Annotated in this window: 16 protein-coding genes; 5 read left to right on the forward strand and 11 right to left on the reverse strand. The window is 61.8% G+C overall.

Annotated elements, in window-relative coordinates; all coding sequences use genetic code 11:
* From AC1D1Z_RS27050 to AC1D1Z_RS27060, 3 genes are all read right to left on the reverse strand, one after another.
* On the reverse strand, positions 1-793 hold a 793-nt coding region (locus AC1D1Z_RS27050), incomplete at its 3' end, for an ATP-binding cassette domain-containing protein (protein WP_477852133.1).
* On the reverse strand, positions 790-2,202 hold the full coding sequence (locus AC1D1Z_RS27055) for an amidase (RefSeq protein ID WP_131647186.1): 1,413 nt from the start codon (positions 2,200-2,202) through the stop codon (positions 790-792). The genes AC1D1Z_RS27050 and AC1D1Z_RS27055, both read right to left, overlap by 4 nt.
* 8 nt (positions 2,203-2,210) lie before the next feature.
* Positions 2,211-3,197 (reverse strand): BMP family protein, encoded by a 987-nt coding sequence (locus tag AC1D1Z_RS27060; RefSeq protein WP_131647187.1) that lies wholly within the window; start codon positions 3,195-3,197, stop codon positions 2,211-2,213.
* A gap of 208 nt (positions 3,198-3,405) precedes the next feature.
* Here AC1D1Z_RS27060 and AC1D1Z_RS27065 point away from each other — a divergent pair, with 208 nt between their 5' ends.
* Genes AC1D1Z_RS27065 through AC1D1Z_RS27075 form a run of 3 tightly spaced genes read left to right on the forward strand, consistent with a single transcriptional unit; the run spans position 3,406 to position 5,578 of the window.
* On the forward strand, positions 3,406-4,035 hold the full coding sequence (locus AC1D1Z_RS27065; protein ID WP_026188816.1) for a CDP-alcohol phosphatidyltransferase family protein: 630 nt from the start codon (positions 3,406-3,408) through the stop codon (positions 4,033-4,035).
* Positions 4,032-4,652: a lysophospholipid acyltransferase family protein gene (locus AC1D1Z_RS27070; RefSeq protein ID WP_018246952.1), complete on the forward strand. Its 621-nt coding sequence runs from the start codon at positions 4,032-4,034 to the stop codon at positions 4,650-4,652. The genes AC1D1Z_RS27065 and AC1D1Z_RS27070 overlap by 4 nt, the downstream gene beginning before the upstream one ends.
* The gene (locus AC1D1Z_RS27075) at positions 4,649-5,578 is read left to right on the forward strand and encodes a phosphatidate cytidylyltransferase (protein ID WP_131647188.1); all 930 of its coding nucleotides are present in this window, start codon (positions 4,649-4,651) and stop codon (positions 5,576-5,578) included. Before AC1D1Z_RS27070 ends, AC1D1Z_RS27075 begins: the two co-directional genes overlap by 4 nt.
* Positions 5,579-5,591: 13 nt before the next feature.
* On the opposite strand, the gene AC1D1Z_RS27080 is transcribed toward AC1D1Z_RS27075, so the two are convergent.
* The 3 genes from AC1D1Z_RS27080 to AC1D1Z_RS27090 all read right to left on the reverse strand — a co-directional run bounded on the left by AC1D1Z_RS27080 (position 5,592) and on the right by AC1D1Z_RS27090 (position 7,420).
* Positions 5,592-5,915, reverse strand: coding sequence for a chaperone modulator CbpM (locus tag AC1D1Z_RS27080; RefSeq protein WP_018246950.1), 324 nt, complete (start codon positions 5,913-5,915; stop codon positions 5,592-5,594).
* Positions 5,916-5,917: 2 nt separating this feature from the next.
* Positions 5,918-6,832, reverse strand: a complete 915-nt coding sequence (locus AC1D1Z_RS27085; protein ID WP_018448997.1) for a DnaJ C-terminal domain-containing protein — start codon at positions 6,830-6,832, stop codon at positions 5,918-5,920.
* 120 nt (positions 6,833-6,952) lie between these two features.
* Positions 6,953-7,420, reverse strand: coding sequence for a universal stress protein (locus tag AC1D1Z_RS27090; RefSeq protein ID WP_131647189.1), 468 nt, complete (start codon positions 7,418-7,420; stop codon positions 6,953-6,955).
* A gap of 160 nt (positions 7,421-7,580) precedes the next feature.
* On the opposite strand from AC1D1Z_RS27090, the gene AC1D1Z_RS27095 reads away from it, so the two are divergent.
* Entirely contained in the window at positions 7,581-8,483 is a 903-nt protein-coding gene (locus AC1D1Z_RS27095) for an NAD(P)-dependent oxidoreductase (RefSeq protein WP_131647190.1), read from the forward strand.
* A gap of 192 nt (positions 8,484-8,675) precedes the next feature.
* Positions 8,676-9,551 (forward strand): glutathione-dependent disulfide-bond oxidoreductase, encoded by an 876-nt coding sequence (gene yghU, locus AC1D1Z_RS27100; RefSeq protein WP_446946383.1) that lies wholly within the window; start codon positions 8,676-8,678, stop codon positions 9,549-9,551.
* An 83-nt stretch (positions 9,552-9,634) separates the two neighbouring features.
* On the opposite strand, the gene AC1D1Z_RS27105 is transcribed toward yghU, so the two are convergent.
* The 5 genes from AC1D1Z_RS27105 to AC1D1Z_RS27125 are packed head-to-tail and all read right to left on the reverse strand — an operon-like array spanning position 9,635 to position 15,603.
* Positions 9,635-11,149 (reverse strand): ABC transporter substrate-binding protein, encoded by a 1,515-nt coding sequence (locus tag AC1D1Z_RS27105; RefSeq protein WP_477852136.1) that lies wholly within the window; start codon positions 11,147-11,149, stop codon positions 9,635-9,637.
* Positions 11,150-11,168: 19 nt separating this feature from the next.
* On the reverse strand, positions 11,169-12,878 hold the full coding sequence (locus AC1D1Z_RS27110; RefSeq protein ID WP_477852137.1) for a dipeptide ABC transporter ATP-binding protein: 1,710 nt from the start codon (positions 12,876-12,878) through the stop codon (positions 11,169-11,171).
* Positions 12,875-13,726 (reverse strand): ABC transporter permease, encoded by an 852-nt coding sequence (locus tag AC1D1Z_RS27115; RefSeq protein ID WP_477852138.1) that lies wholly within the window; start codon positions 13,724-13,726, stop codon positions 12,875-12,877. The genes AC1D1Z_RS27110 and AC1D1Z_RS27115 overlap by 4 nt, the downstream gene beginning before the upstream one ends.
* The gene (locus AC1D1Z_RS27120; protein WP_018246941.1) at positions 13,723-14,661 is read right to left on the reverse strand and encodes an ABC transporter permease; all 939 of its coding nucleotides are present in this window, start codon (positions 14,659-14,661) and stop codon (positions 13,723-13,725) included. The genes AC1D1Z_RS27115 and AC1D1Z_RS27120 overlap by 4 nt, the downstream gene beginning before the upstream one ends.
* 51 nt (positions 14,662-14,712) lie before the next feature.
* Positions 14,713-15,603, reverse strand: coding sequence for a proline iminopeptidase-family hydrolase (locus AC1D1Z_RS27125; RefSeq protein ID WP_018449004.1), 891 nt, complete (start codon positions 15,601-15,603; stop codon positions 14,713-14,715).
* Positions 15,604-15,766: the final 163 nt, after the last annotated feature.

Below are 15,766 nucleotides of genomic sequence, written 5' to 3' on the forward strand. Positions count from 1 at the left end.
GCACCGTCACATCGACCGCTTCGAGGGCAACGGCGCCGGGTGTCGACGGCTCGCGCACAGGCCGCGTCACACGGCGCCCGACCATCAGTTCGGCGAGTTCCGCCTTGCTGGTTTCAGACGCCTTGCGTTCGGCGACCATCTTGCCGCCGCGTAAGACCACGATGCGGTCGGCCGCTGCCATGACCTCGTCGAGCTTGTGCGAGATGAAGATCAGCGACAGGCCCTGGCGGGCCATTTCCTTCAGCGTTGTGAACAGCCGCTCGGCTTCGATGTTGGTCAGTACTGCTGTCGGCTCGTCGAGGATCAGGATACGGGCGTCGTTGTAAAGCGCTTTGAGGATCTCGACTCTCTGCTGCTCGCCGACCGACAGGTCGCCAAGGCGGGCATCCGGATCGACCTTGAGGCCGAAGCGCTCGGAAATTGCCAGTAGCTTTGTCCGTGCCGCTGGCGTCCCCGAGCGCCAGGACCAGAGTCTTTCCGTGCCGGTCATGACATTTTCGAGAACGCTCAGATTGGGCGCAAGCGAAAAATGCTGATGGACCATGCCGACGCCAGCACGGATCGCTGCGCGCGGCTTGCCCGGCGGCACCTCCGTGCCCTCGATCAGGATTCGGCCGGCATCCGGCATGTAATGACCGAAAAGGATGCTCATCAGCGTGGTCTTGCCCGCGCCGTTCTCGCCGAGCAGGGCGACGACCTCACCCCCGCCAAGCGTCATGGAAATATCGTCATTGGCGAGATTGGCGCCGAAGCGCTTGCTGACGCCGATAATCTCCAGCACCGGCCCAGTCATGACGTCAGTCCTGCAACGGGAAAACGGTGCTGCCACCGCCCCTCGGCCTCCAGGCGTGCGGCAAGCGACAGGAGCCTCGGCTCGTGACCCATCGGCACCATGATCTGCACCGGCAGCGGCATGGCATGCTCATCCTGTCCGAAAGGCAGAGTCAAAGCAGGAAAACCCGAAATATTGGCGAGGCAGGCAAGCGGCGCAAATGCCGTCATCCGCTCGAGATGAAGATCCGTATCGGCATGATCGGACGGAAAGGAGCCGATCACAAGAGGCGCAGACGAAAGCATCGGCATGAGGATACAATCGATCCTGTCGAATAGCGCCCAGAGCTTATGGCTCACCAGGACGGCCTCGTTCAGCGTGTTCCAGAGCGATGTGACCGAAAGCGCCCGTCCGCGCGCCGCGAAAGCCTGCGTCAGAGGCTCGGCCCGGCTTTCATCAAGCGCCGCAGCCTTCATGAGCGCCGCAAGGTTGACGGAGACAATATCGGCGAAGGCGCGGCCGCTGGCGGCGACGCTCGATTCGAACTCGGCCCAGCTTAGCGGGACGATAACGTGCCCGTCACTCTCGAGGGCACGAGCCGCATCCTCGACGGCTGCGAGCCGATCACCCTCGGTCGGATAGGCCGCTCCGGTATCGATCAACAGGCCGATCCGCAGACGGCCGTTAACGATATCGACAGGGGAGGGATCCGCAAAGGGGCCTCGTGAATTGCCGCTCAGTTCGTCGAAAATCAGCGCCGTATCTCGCACCGAACGGCAAACCGCGAGTTCGCTCGCAATGCCGGCGAGGTGATTGCCGAAAGATGGTCCGCCGGGGATGGCGCCGCGCGTCGGCTTCATTCCAACAAGGCCGCAGCAGGCAGCCGGCACACGGATCGAACCGCCGGCATCGGTGGCATGCGCAATCGCGACGATCCCGGCGGCAACCGCTGCCGCCGCACCGCCGGAGGAACCACCCGCGGTCCGGGCCGGATCAAGCGGATTGCGGCAGATCGGCCCGATTGCCGGTTCGCTGGCAAGCGAAAGGCCGAATTCCGGGCTGGTTGTCAGGCCGAACAGGCAGAAGCCGGCGTCGCGGAAACGGTCAGCCAGATCGGAGTCCGTTTCGCCGCCTTTTCTTTCGAAGAGACGGGAGCCGGCCGTGACCGGCAGCCCGGCGAAGGGGCCGCCAAGATCCTTCGCCAGGATCGGCACGCCGGCAAACGGCCTGTTGGAAAAGCGTTCGGGCTCGCTCCGATTTTCCCGGTCGCGGCCGTCGGCCGCGGCGAGACCCATGGCGGCATCGAGATAGGCGATGGCGCCGAGCGGCTCCTGCCGCTGAGCTGCGGCAAGAGAAGCCTGCATCGCCTCTGCAGCGCTCAGATTRCCATTTCTGATCGCTGCCGCCAGATCCGTCGCATCGTCCTTCATGAGCCGAATTACTTCGGCTCGTCCATCATCTTCGGAACTTCGAAGGTGCCGGCCTTGATCTCAGCCCGCTTGGCTTCCATCGCAGCCTCCGCATCGGCGGGTGCCACGCCCTTGACGAAGACGATATCGCTGCCGCCTTCCTTCATCAGGCCATAGGACGTGTAGTTCCTGCCGACCGGCTTTCCGGCAGCGACATCGGCGATCGCAGCGTCCAGGATCGGCCGGAAATACCACATGGCGTTGGCAAACACCGTATCCGGATAACGTGGCGTATAGTCGATCAGCGAGCCGACCGACTTGATGCCGCGCTCCTTGGCGGCATCGGCGGTGCCGATGCGCTCGCCGAACAGGATGTCGGCGCCGGCGTCGATCTGGGCAAGACCGGCTTCGCGAGCCTTCGGCGGATCGAAGAAGGTGCCGATGAACGAGACGAGGTGCTTCGCGTCCGGATTGACCGCCTTGACGCCGGCCGCGAAGGCATTGATCAGCATGTTGACCTCGGGGATCGGAATGGCGCCGACCGAACCGACGACATTCGACTTGGTCATCTTGCCCGCCAGCATGCCGGCAAGATAGGCGCCGTCATGGTTCCAGGTACCGAAGACGCCGAAATTGTCGCCGGCCTGCTCGCCGCTCGAACCCAGGACAAAAGCGGTATCGGTGTAGTCGGCCGCGACCTGCCGGGCCTCTTTCTCCACCGCATAGGCCTCGCCGATAATCAGCTTGTTGCCCTGTTCTGCATATTCACGCATGGCGCGGGGATAATCGGTGCCGGAGACGCCTTCGGAGAAGACATATTCGATGACGCCTTCCTTGGCCGCGTCCTGCAGCGCCTTGTGCAGACAGGAGTTCCACGCATTTTCAACCGGCGACGCATGAATGCCGGCAACCTTCAGCGGCGCGGCGGCTCTTGCCAGCGGGGCAAAGCCGCTGACCCCAAGCGCAATGCCGGACGCGATCACTGCCCGGCGTGAAATCAGGATATCTTTGGTCATTGATTGTTCCCCTTTTTTACCATTTGGTTCAAAAATCATAGTAGCGCCCAAAAATGTGTCAAGGAGCGAATGGGCTTAAAAATCAGGCTGTTCAATCTGTTGCGCCTTGTGTTTTGCAGCCAAATTTTCCGAACCTGTGTGTCGTCGCGGCTTGGCGCGACGACATTGGCAGGATATGCAAGGAGGATAGGGGTTGGGGAAAATGAAAATGGGGGAAGATGAGGACGCTTCGCGGCGACCGATCGCGAGCCGATCGTCGTCCTGGGCGATCGGCACCAGCGCATGGCTGGCGCGCACCGGCGTCACGCCGAACGGCATTTCTCTACTGTCGATCCTATTTGCCGGTATCGGCGCAGCGCTTATCCTGCTTACATCACATCCGATTGCGATGGTCTGTGCGGCGATCTCGGTGCAGTTGCGGCTAGTCTGTAATCTGCTCGACGGGATGGTCGCGATCGAAGGCGGCAAGAAAACCAAGAGCGGACCGCTCTATAATGAATTTCCCGATCGGATCGCCGACAGTCTGCTTCTTGTCGCGGCCGGCTATGCCTGCGGCTTTGCCTGGCTCGGCTGGTTAGCTGCGCTGCTTGCTGCACTCACCGCCTATATCAGGGTCTTCGGAGGAGCGGTCGGTCTTCCCCAAGACTTCAGCGGCATCATGGCCAAACAGCGCCGCATGGCGGTACTGACCGCGGGCCTCGTTGCCCAGAGTATCGAGACGCTGATATCCGCCAGCAATTGGTCGCTGATCCTCGCGTCGGCGATCATCGCGGCCGGAAGCCTCATCACCTGCATCACACGCACGATAACGCTTGCCCGTTCGCTGGAGAGACCATGATCGCGCTCGTCCGTCGCCTTCTCGTGCTGTTCGTCCGTATTCTGGTCGGCGCCCGAAGCGAATGGCGAGGCTGCACGCCCGATCCCCGCCGCCGCATCTATTTCGCCAATCACAACAGCCATGTCGATACCGTCGCCGTCATGGCTGCCCTGCCGTGGCCTGTGCGCCGGCTGACCCATCCGGTCGCCGCACGAGATTATTGGGGAACCAATGCCTTTCGCCGGTTCATAGCGGAGAAGTGCCTGCGCGCCGTCCTGATAGACCGCAAACCTCTGCCCGACAGCAATCCGCTGGAACCTCTCGAGCGCCTGCTCGAGGAAGGCCGTTCGATCCTGATTTTTCCTGAGGGAACGAGAAGCGCCACCGATGAGGTCGCCCCGTTCCGCAGCGGCATCTATCGCCTCGCCTGCCGTTTTCCGGATGTCGATCTCGTGCCGATCCATCTCGATAATCTTCAGCGCATCCTGCCGAAGGGAAGCATGCTGATCGTCCCGATCACCTGCACGGCGCGCTTCGGCAAGCCGCTCCGCGTCGAACCGGGCGAGGAAAAGACCGAATTCCTGGCCCGCGCCCGTGCCGCGGTCATTGAGCTCGCGGACGGGGGGCGCATTGCATGACCAGCATTTTCTCCATCGTACTGGCCGCCATCCTCGGCCTGCTTGCCGTCGCCTCCGCGGTCGGTTTCATTCTGCAGCGGCGCGCAACCGAGCCCGGCTCCGTCGCCACCGTCCAAAATCTCAACGCCCGTATCCGCTCCTGGTGGATCATGGTCGCAGTGTTCGGCGGCGCAATCCTGCTTGGCGACACGGCGACAGTCATCCTGTTCGCATTCCTATCCTTTATGGCGCTTCGCGAATTCTGGACCCTGACACCATCGCGGCGCGGCGATCATCTGGCGCTTTTCCTGTCCTTCTTCGTCGTCTTGCCGCTGCATTACGTGCTGCTCGGAACGGAGTGGTACGGCCTCTTTGCGATCTTCATCCCGGTCTATGCCTTCCTGATCCTGCCGGCGGTGGCGACCTTGACGGGTGACGTCAACGAATTCCTCGCCCGCAGCGCCAGGGTGCAATGGGGATTGATGCTGACGGTCTATTCGATCAGCCATGCTCCCGCACTTCTCATGCTGGAGACCGGCACGCCGCCGGCGCTCCTTCTCGTCTATCTGGTCGTGGTCGTGCAGCTCAGCGACGTCTTCCAGTATGTCTGGGGCAAGCTCCTCGGAAAGCACCGTTTCTCGCCGAATATCAGCCCGTCGAAGACGATCGAAGGGCTGGTTGGAGGCGGCGCCTCGGCCATCCTTGTGGGAACGTTGCTTTGTCGCCTGACGCCGTTCTCACCGCTGCAGGCCGCAGCCATCAGCACGGTCATCGTCGTCGCCGGCTTCTTCGGCGGCTTCGTGCTCTCGGCCATCAAGCGCGATCTCAATGCCAAGGACTGGGGCTATGTGATCGAGGGCCATGGCGGCGTGCTCGACCGCTTGGATTCCATCACCTTCGCAGCGCCGCTGTTCTTCCACATCGTCCGCTATTGGTTCACCACGTAGAAGCTGGTTTTGGCTAAAGCCGGTCGATCTCCTCGAGGCTCTCGAACAGCCGGTGCTGAACATCCCGCTCCTGCTTGCTGATGGCGGTCATCAGCTTGCCCATCGTTCCCCGCAGGCCGTGCAACTCGTCGACCAGCTCCATGACGATATCGACGCCGGCTTCGTTGACACCCATGTTTCCCATGAGGTCCAGGATGAGTCGGGCGCGTGCGACATCGGCGTCGCGAAATTGCCGTTGGCCGCCTGACGTCTCCGGGATCAGCCAACCCTCTTCGACCCAGAGGTCAAGCTGGACGATGTCGATTTTCAAGTAAAGACGGAATTCGAGATCATCCATGATCAAGCCTCCATGTTCTTTCTCGGATCGTAGGAGTTTGCTGTTGCCCATTCCTTCATGAAGGCCGTCAGCCGTTCATCCGGGGCGTCGGGCAGCACAATCTTCAGCGAAATGTAGACGTCACCATGTTCGCCGCCGCGTTTTGCAACACCCTTGCCCTTGAGACGCAACACCTTGCCGCTGTTCGAATGAGGCGGCAGCGTCAGATTGACTGCTCCGGACGGCGTCGGCACACGAACCTTGCCACCGAGCACGGCCTCGCTGAGGGAGATCGGCAGTTCCAGGCGGATATCGTCACCGTCTCGCGTGAAGAAACGGTGCGGGCGGACACGGATTTCGATCAGGGCATCGCCCGCCGGTCCGCCTCCGATGCCAGGCTCGCCCTTGCCGCGCAGCCGCAAGGTCTGGCCGTCGCGCGTCCCCGGCGGGATCTGCACGTCAAGCGCCGGACCATTCGGCAGCTTGACTTCCGTCCTGGTGCCGTTGGCGGCCTCGAGAAAATCGACCTCCATGGAGAACTGGCGGTCCCGGCCACGACCATGGTTCTGGCCGCCTCCCGCCCGGCGCGAAAAGAAGTTGGCAAAGATATCGTCGGCATCGCCGAAATCGGCAAAGCCGGCACTGTTGTGATAGGGATCGCCAGGGCCGCTCTTTGAAGCATAGTCGCGGTAATAATTGCGCTGCGCCCGCTCGGCGCCTGTTATATCGATCTCGCCGCGATCAAAGCGTCCGCGTTTTTCCTCGTCGCTCAAGATCTCGTAGGCGGTTGAAATTTCCTTGAACCGTTCCTCGGCCTTTTTGTCGCCGGGGTTGAGGTCGGGGTGAAGTTTCTTGGCGAGCTTGCGGAACGCGCTTTGAATATCCTTTTGCGTCGCATCCCGCTTTACGCCCAGAAGCTCATATGGATCCTGGCTCATGCATATCTCCGGTCAGGCAGCGAATACTGCTGGTTGGCTTGGGGATGATATAGGTTGTCGGGCCGCCGCCGGGGAGGGGAGGCCGGTCGCTCTGATCGACTTCATCAATCCGCAGCGGAACTAAAACAACGCCGCGTCTTCCACTTGAGGCGCCAAGCCTTCATGCGCGGGATCGGGTCGCCGGTCGATGAGAACCGAGCACCCGGCGTGGCGCACGACCTTGTCGACGATCGAGGAGAAGACGTAGTCGGTGATATCCGTCACATGGGATGAAAGCAGGATGAGATCGGCCGATTTCTGCCTTGCGACGGAGACGAGCACGGAGGCGGCAACGCCGATACGAACCTCGATGGTTGCCGGAACTCCCATCTCTTTACAAAGCGATGCAAGTTTCTTTTCGGCGTCGACGATCGCGGTCGTTTCGAATTCTTCGGGAAGCTCCGTCAGGTGACGGTGGGGGATACTCTCGATGACGTGCATGACGACGAGGCTTCCGCCTTCATCCACCAGCGCAGCAGCCCGACGCAAAAGGCGGCTTGCCGTTTCCCGGGAGCCCATGCCGATGCCGCAGATGATCGTTCGATACATTGAAATCCATATCCTCGAATGCGAATGATAACACCGATCATACCGGTGTCGACCATCCCGGCATTGACGAATATCAACAAAAAGCGCCGCAACGGCAGCGCGCATGAAACGGCCAGCTGCTTGTGAACGAACCTCCGGCTGAATCGTCGCAGTTGACGGCATGGCCATCAGCAGCATTTCTAACCCGATGTCGTCACTGATTGAGGTTCATATGCCGAATTTTGCGATTATCGGATCGGGTGCGATGGGAAGTGCTGTCGCCAAACGGCTGATCGACCACGGCGCCACGGTGCTGACTTACCTCGAGGGCAGGAGCGAGCAGACGATTGCGCGGGCAAAGGCAGCCGGCATGGTGCCGGTCGGCCGCCAGGAGCTGACGAAGGCCGAGCTGATCCTGTCGATCGTTCCGCCATCGGAGGCGATCAAGGTCGCCGACCTCGTCGCGGACATATCGTCGGGGATGCCGGCCCCGCCGCCCTTCGTCGACCTTAACGCAATTGCGCCGAAAACGATGCAGGCGTTGGCGGCACGCTTCGAAAGCAGCGGCGTCGAAGTGCTTGACGGTGCGATCATCGGCGGGCCGCCGGTCCCCGGCAAATCAGGTCCGACCATCTATATCAGCGGCGATACCGCGGAGCGGAGCCGGCTGCTCGAGGATTGCGGCCTCAGGATCCGCAGGCTCGACGGACCGCTCGGCGCCGCCTCGGCCCTGAAGATGTGTTATGCCGGCATCAACAAGGGATTTACCGGCCTCGGCACCGCCATGCTGCTTGCCGCATCGCGTTCGGGTGCTGCCGAAAGCCTGAAAGCCGAACTCTCCGAAAGCCTTCCGGACGTCGATCGCAAGCTGTCGAGATCCATTCCCGACATGTACCCGAAGGCCTATCGATGGGTCGCCGAAATGCAGGAGATTGCCGATTTCCTTGGAGACGATGATCCGGCGGCGACCATCTTCCGCGGCATGGCGGACCTCTTTGCCAGGATGGCTGGCGACGTGGGGGGCAGCCGCGTGCTCGTCGGACAGCTGGACGAGATCATCGCTTCCTCGGGAACCGAAAACTGATCGCAATGGTCAAGCAATAGTCGCGGCAACCGAATATGAGAGATGGAGCCATGGGCTTTCCAACACTCTGACGATTGTGTGAACCTTCTCCGACACCTCTGACAAAACCTCATCGCCTCTGCTATGTCAGGAAAAATGCGGCGGCCCCAACCGGCGTCGCGCTCTGTCCGATCAATGCCAGGAGTTTGAAAGATGAGCGGTTCTCCCGATTATACACCCCCGAAGGTCTGGACCTGGAACAAGGCGAATGGCGGCCAATTCGCCAGTATCAACCGCCCGATATCAGGGCCGACGCATGACAAGGAGCTTCCGGTCGGCCGCCATCCGCTGCAGCTCTATTCGCTCGGCACCCCGAACGGCCAGAAGGTCACTATCATGCTCGAGGAGCTGCTGGCCCTTGGCCATGAAGGTGCGGAGTATGACGCCTGGCTGATCAAGATCGGCGATGGCGACCAGTTCGGCAGCGGCTTCGTCGCGGTCAATCCCAATTCCAAGATACCGGCGCTGATGGACCGCAGCGGGCCAAAGCCGATCCGTGTCTTCGAATCCGGCGCCATCCTGACCTATCTCGCTGAAAAGTTCGGCGCCTTCCTGCCGACTGAACCGGCCGCCCGCGCCGAATGCCTGTCATGGCTGTTCTGGCAGATGGGAAGCGCCCCCTATCTCGGCGGCGGCTTCGGCCATTTCTACGCCTATGCGCCGACGAAGATCGAATATGCGATCGACCGCTTCGCCATGGAAGTGAAGCGTCAGCTCGACGTGCTCGATCGTCGCCTTGCCGAAAGCGAGTATCTGGCAGGCAGCGATTATACGATCGCCGATATTGCCGTCTGGCCCTGGTATGGCGGGTTGGTGAAGGGCTGGACCTACGGCGCAGCCGAGTTTCTGCAGGTGGAAGAGTATAAGAACGTGCTGCGCTGGGCAGACAGCATCTACAGCAGGCCGGCCGTGCAACGCGGCCGGATGGTCAACCGCCTCTCCGGCGAGCCCTCGAGCCAGCTGCACGAGCGCCACGACGCCAGCGACTTCGACACCAGGACGCAGGACAAGCTCGCTGCCGCCGAGTAAGCAAGCGGCCCCAGCCACGTGTCTCAGCAACAAATGATGCTCCGCCGCCTGGAGGCGGCGGAGCATCTGCATGCTGTCAGAACTCAGTTCTTGACCGTATCTTCAAGGAAGAACCGGCCGAGCGGGTTCTGGTAGAAGTTCTCGATATTCTTGCGTGAGACGTTGATATAGGGGCTGTAATAGAGGTCGATCCAGTTGACGTCGTCCTTGGCCATCTTCTGCAGATCGACATACATCTGTTCGCGCTTCTTCGGATCGAGCTCGAGACGCGCCTTGGCAACCAGTTCCTTCACCGCCTCGCTCTTGTAATTGGTCGAGTAGTTGTTGTTGGAATCGTGGCCGAGGACGAAGGTGGTCTTCTGGTCCGGATCGAGAATGTCGTTGGTCCAGTAATTGACCGAGACGTCGTAGTCGCCGGCAACGATCATGTCCCATTCCTGGCTTGGGTCGACCTTCTGCAGATTGGCGGTGATGCCGGCCTTCTGCAACTGCTGCTGGACGAGCACAGCCGTCTGTTCGTCGACTTCGTCGCCGGCGCGCACCAGATAATTCAGCGTCAGGTCCGAGGCGCCGGCGGCTGCCAGCAGCTCCTTTGCCTTTGCGGGATCATAAGGCCGCTGCAGATTGTCGGCATAATAATAGAGGGCGCCCTTCGGAATGTAAGAGTTGGCGACCGTGCCCTGGCCGAAGGTGACGGTATCGACGATCGCCTTCTTGTCGATCGCCAGGTCGAGCGCCTGGCGGACTTCCTTCTTGCCGAGCGCGCCATGCGCATGGTTGATCAGCAGATGGTCCTCGCGGGTCGAAGCGTCGATATCGACGTTGAGGTTCGGGTCCTTCTTCAACTCMTCGACGCGGGAGAAGGGCACGAAGATCGCCGTATCCAGCTCACCCGCCTGGACGTTCAGCATGCGGGTATTGTCGTCAGGCACCGAGATCCACTCGACGCCGTCGAGCTTCACCCGGTCCGCCTGCCAGAAATTCGGGTTCTTCTTGAGAATGACGCGGTCGCCGCGCCGCCATTCCTCGACCACGAAGGCGCCGGATGCGATCGGCTTTTCGCCATAGGCATCGGGACCAAGCGATTCCATGCCCTTCTTGGAGATGACGGAGGCATTCGGCAGCGCCAGCGTCGAAAGGAACGGCGCGGACGGGTTCTTGAGCTTGATCGTCAGCGTGTGGGCGTCAGTCGCGACCGCCGTGTCGATCACCTTGTAGGAATCGCTCCAGAGCGAGGCCGCGTCATCGCGGATGCGCAGCAGGCTGTAGGCCGCGTCTTCCGCCGTCAGCGGCGAACCGTCGGAAAATTTCGCGTCGCGGATCTTGAACGTGTAGGTCAGCCCGTCATCCGAGGTGGTCCAGCTTTCGGCAAGGCCCGGCTCCAGTTTCGTGCCTGTCTTGTCGACGCGGATCAACACGTCGTAGACGTTGGAGAACACCCAGTTGTCGATGTTCTGCGCAGTCTTGATCGGATCGAATGTCGTCGAATCCTCGCGGCGGCCGATGGTGAGTACACCGGCGGCCTCCGCATAGCTTGCACTGAGCGTCAGGCCGGCGAGCAAGGCTGCAAGCCCGATTGATTTCCACCTGTTTGTCATGAGTTCGTTCCCTTCGTTGTTATGGCATGCGTTTGATGGGCTGGATCGGCATCGAATGCGGATCGTCCTTGCCGTCGGCGTCTTGAAGCAGCCGCTTGTCAGGATCGATGTCGGGAATGGCGGCGATCAGCGCCGCCGTATAGGGATGTTTCGGCCGCGCGAAGACCTCTTCGGAGCGACCTTCCTCGACGATCTCGCCGCGATACATCACGACGACTCGTTCACAGAGATTGCGCACGATGGCGAGATCATGGGCGAYGAAGATCAGCGTGAGATTCATCTTCGCCGTGAGCTCGCGGAAGAGTTCGATAATCTGCGCCTGGATGGTGACGTCGAGGGCGGCCACGCATTCGTCGGCGATGATCATCTTCGGATCGACGGCGAGGGCACGGGCGATGCCGGCGCGCTGGCACTGGCCGCCGCTCATGCTGCGCGGTTTGCGGCCGGCGAATTCACGTTCGAGGCCGACGAGATCGAGCAGTTCGCCGATCCGCGCCGAGATATCGGCCCTGGCGACCTTGCCCTGCACCTTCAGCACCTCGGCCAGCATCTGCCCGATCGTCAGCCGCGGATTGAGCGCATTGTAGGGGTCTTGGAAGACCATCGCCGTCTCGCGCCTGAGCTTTGCCAGGCCCGCGCTTTTCTGCAGCGCCAGATCGACGCCGTCGAAAGTGACGTGGCCTGAGGAAAGTGGGGTGAGGCCGAGCACGGCGCGGGCAAGCGTGCTCTTGCCGCTGCCGGATTCGCCGACGATGCCGACCGTCTCGCCCGACATGATCTGCAGGCTGACGCCGGCAACGGCGCTGACCATCTTGGCACCGCCCCTGAGCAGGGCGCCGCCCGCTCTGAAGCGCACGTGGAGATCATCGATTTCGAGCAACGGTCTCGCCGGGTTGCTGGCTTGGGCAAGCTCGGGCAACGGCGCTGATATCGCGCCCGGCAGGGATGGGTGGCTGTTGATCAGGTTGATCGTATAGGGATGCTGCGGCCGCGCCAGGATCGTCCGCTTCGGCCCCTCTTCGAGCAGTTTGCCGCCGCGCAGCACGGCGATGCGGTCGCAGGTCTGGGCGACGATACCGAGATCGTGGGTGATCAGAATGATCGACAGGCCGCGCCGGTCGCGAATGTCAATCAACAGCCGCAGGATCTGCGCCTGAATGGTCACGTCGAGTGCCGTCGTCGGCTCGTCGGCGATCAGGATCTTCGGATTGCAGGACAGCGCCACGCCGATCATCGCCCGCTGCCGCATGCCGCCGGAAAATTCGTGCGGATAGCTATCGTACTGGCGCTTCGGATCGGGGAAGCCGACTTGCGCCAGGATTTCCGTCGCCGCGACGCGGGCCTCCCGGGTGTTGAGGCCCTGGTGATAGCGGATGCCCTCGGCGATCTGATCGCCGATCCGCATCACCGGGTCGAGATGGCTGGTCGGGTTCTGGAAGATCATGCCGATCTCGCCGCCGCGCACTTTCAGCATCTCGCCATCGTCGACCCGCATGAGGTCGCGCCCTTCGAGCAGCACGCTACCGCTTTCGATCTTCAGCAGCGAGGAGGGCAGCAGGCGCACCAGGGAACGGCAGAACAGGCTCTTGCCCGAGCCGCTCTCACCGACGAGACCGAGGATCTCGCCCTTGCCGAGGTCGAGCGAGACCGCATCGAGCAGCGTGCGCGAGCCGAAATCGACATGCGCCTTGACTGTGAGATCACGGACGGACAGCACGGAGCCGCTCATTCGTGCACCCCCAGCAGTTCACCGAGCGCGTCGCCCAGCATGCTGAAACCGAAGGCGAGGCAGACGATGGAGAGGCCGGGAAACAGCGTGATCCACCATGCGGTGGTGATGAAGCTCTGTCCTTCCGCGACCATGACACCCCATTCGGCGATCGGCGGCTGGACGCCAAGGCCGAGATAGCTGACAGCAGCGCCGCTGAGCAGCACCAGCGTCGCATCCGACATCGAAAAGACAATCGAGCCGGCGATCGCGTTCGGCAGCAGGTGGCGGAACATGATGCGTGGGCGGCTAAAGCCGAGGCTGACGGCAGCAACGGCATAGTCGCTGCCCTTCAGCACCAGCATCTGCGCCCGGATCAGCCGCGCATAGGAAACCCAGCCGACCAGCGCCATGGCGATATAGAAACTGCCGAGGCCTGGGCCGAGGATCGCGATGATCGACAGCATCAGCACGAGGAAGGGGAAGGCGAGGATGATATCGACGAGGCGCATGAACAGCGCATCGACGATCCCACCGAAAAAGCCGGCGATCGTGCCGACTGTCGTGCCGATCACGAAGGGGAAGATGACGCCGATCAGCGCCATCTGCAGGTCGAGGCGCGCGCCCCAGATAACGCGGGAGAGAACCTCGCGGCCGAAATTGTCAGTGCCGAAGGGGTGCAACAGCGAAGGCGCCTGCAGGCGCACCTCGGCATTCTGCATGATCGGGTCGTAKGGCGCGATGATGGGCGCACCGATCGCCAGCAGGACGAAGAACAGCAGCAAGCCGGCACCGACGGCAAGCATCAGCCGCCGGCCGAAGAACCGGCGCCAGCCGAGAGATGCGGGGGCACTCGCCTCGATGCTCATAGCTTCACCCTCGGATCGACTGCGACGGTGACGATGTCGGCGATGAAGTTGATAAGCACGGTGGCGCAGGCAAAGACCATGGCGACGCCCTGGACCACCATGTAGTCACGCGAGAATATCGCCCGGACCAGCAGCTGCCCCATGCCGGGCAGCGCAAAGACGCTCTCGACCACCACCGTACCGCCGATCAGCCAGCCGATGTTGACGGCGAGCAGGTTGATCGTCGGCACCAGCGAATTCGGCAGTACATGCCGCCAGAAGACGATACCTTCGGGCATGCCGCGGGCGCGCGCCGCCGTCGCAACATCCGATTTCAGCTGGTCGATCATCGCCGCCCTCAGGCTGCGCGTCAGCACGGTCGAAAGTGACAGCGCCACCGTCAGGCTCGGCAGCACGAGATGCGACAGCTTTTCGCCGATCGTCGCACCATAGCCCGAGACCGGCAGCACACCGAGTTCGACGCTGAAGAGGATGATCAGCATCAGCCCCAGCCAGAAGGGGGGGAAACCGATGCCGAAGGTCGAGACGATGCGCACCGCATGATCCGGCGCCCGGCCGGCATTACGTGCGGCGATTGCGGCCATCGGCACCGCGATCAGGACCGAAAGCACGACGCTGGAGACGACGAGCGCGAGTGTCGGCTCGATACGGGTGACGATCAGCTTCAGCACGTCGATCTTGTAGAGGATCGACTTGCCCATCTCGCCGTTGGCGAGGTTCTTGAGGAAATAGACATATTGCAGCCACATCGGCTGGTCGAGGCCGTACTGGGCGCGAATGCTGGCAAGCGCTGCCGGCGTCGCGCGCGTCCCGAGGATATTGCGCGCCGGATCGCCGGGGATTAGCCGGACCAGAATGAAAGTGATGACGCTGATACCGAAGATGACGGGCAGGAACTGCAGCGGTCGCGTCAGAACGAATTTATAGCGATGCATGACGGCGATCGCCCCCTTGTCTTCGTCGGGTTCGGTCCGCTCCCTCTTGCATCAGCCTGCCTCGTGCCGGTCGAGAAAATCGAGAAGCGCCGGATAATAATCCTGCGGGTTCTCATAGAACGGCATATGGCTGGCATTGGCAAATACCTTGAGCTCGGCATTCGGCAGCGCAAGCTTCATCCTGAGCGCACAGGCCGGCGTCAGCTCGTCATGCTCTCCCGTCGTGATGAGCACCGGCAGCGTCAGCCGCGGCAAATCGGGGATGCGGTTCCAGTCCTTGAGGTTGCCGATATAGAGGAACTCGTTCGGCCCCTGCATCGTCTCATAGGGCGCCATGTTCCAATCGTCGAGCGAGCGGCGCACCGGCGCCGGCCATTCCGGCAGACGGCAGACGTGGCGATAGTTGAGGATGGTGACGGCAGCGAGATATTCCGGATGATTGTAGGTGCCCTGCGCCTCGTGCTTCTGCATCATCGAGACCGTTTCGGGGCCGAGCGCTGCGCGCAGCCGTTCCAGTTCCAAGATCAGATGCGGCATGTCGGCGACGGTATCTTCGAGGATCAGTGTCTTGAGGTTCTCGGGATAGGTCAGGGCGTAATCGATCGCCAGCCAGCCGCCCCAGGAATGGCCGAGCATATGGATCTTGCCGAGCCCCAGCGCTTTACGTACCGTCTCGGTCTCCTCGACATAACGGCCGATCGTCCAGAGCGAGAGATCGTCCGGCCGGTCGGAAGCGCCGGTGCCGAGTTGGTCGAAGGCGACGACACGATAGCCCTTGTCGGTGAGACAGGAATGCGCCTCGCGCAGGTAATCGCAGGGCAGACCCGGCCCGCCGTTCAGGCAGAAAACTGTCTCGCTGCCGGTCCCGAAACTATAGGCAACGACGCGATAGCCATCGACATCGATCTCGAATCGCTCGTCTGGCCGTATTTCACGCCACATTGATCGCTCCGGCAGAAGATTTCGCTTGCTCAATATTTGGGCACGGCTAAATTTTTACCTTAAACCGCATTCTGTGCCAGCTATAAGAAGTGATAGGGTGGGCCGAAATGCCGAACCCGGGAGCCGCCCATGCTTGACGACCCCATTCTTGACGACATTGGAA

This window comes from Rhizobium sp. P1_E1 (assembly GCF_056406015.1).

Bases quoted from the DNA above. Each gene is read 5' to 3' on its own strand.
- AC1D1Z_RS27060 (WP_131647187.1), bottom strand. From the start codon at position 3,197: ATGACCAAAGATATCCTGATTTCACGCCGGGCAGTGATCGCGTCCGGC.
- AC1D1Z_RS27065 (WP_026188816.1), top strand. From the start codon at position 3,406: ATGGGGGAAGATGAGGACGCTTCGCGGCGACCGATCGCGAGCCGATCG.
- AC1D1Z_RS27070 (WP_018246952.1), top strand. From the start codon at position 4,032: ATGATCGCGCTCGTCCGTCGCCTTCTCGTGCTGTTCGTCCGTATTCTG.
- AC1D1Z_RS27075 (WP_131647188.1), top strand. From the start codon at position 4,649: ATGACCAGCATTTTCTCCATCGTACTGGCCGCCATCCTCGGCCTGCTT.
- AC1D1Z_RS27080 (WP_018246950.1), bottom strand. From the start codon at position 5,915: ATGGATGATCTCGAATTCCGTCTTTACTTGAAAATCGACATCGTCCAG.
- AC1D1Z_RS27085 (WP_018448997.1), bottom strand. From the start codon at position 6,832: ATGAGCCAGGATCCATATGAGCTTCTGGGCGTAAAGCGGGATGCGACG.
- AC1D1Z_RS27090 (WP_131647189.1), bottom strand. From the start codon at position 7,420: ATGTATCGAACGATCATCTGCGGCATCGGCATGGGCTCCCGGGAAACG.
- AC1D1Z_RS27095 (WP_131647190.1), top strand. From the start codon at position 7,581: ATGGCCATCAGCAGCATTTCTAACCCGATGTCGTCACTGATTGAGGTT.
- yghU (WP_446946383.1), top strand. From the start codon at position 8,676: ATGAGCGGTTCTCCCGATTATACACCCCCGAAGGTCTGGACCTGGAAC.
- AC1D1Z_RS27120 (WP_018246941.1), bottom strand. From the start codon at position 14,661: ATGCATCGCTATAAATTCGTTCTGACGCGACCGCTGCAGTTCCTGCCC.
- AC1D1Z_RS27125 (WP_018449004.1), bottom strand. From the start codon at position 15,603: ATGTGGCGTGAAATACGGCCAGACGAGCGATTCGAGATCGATGTCGAT.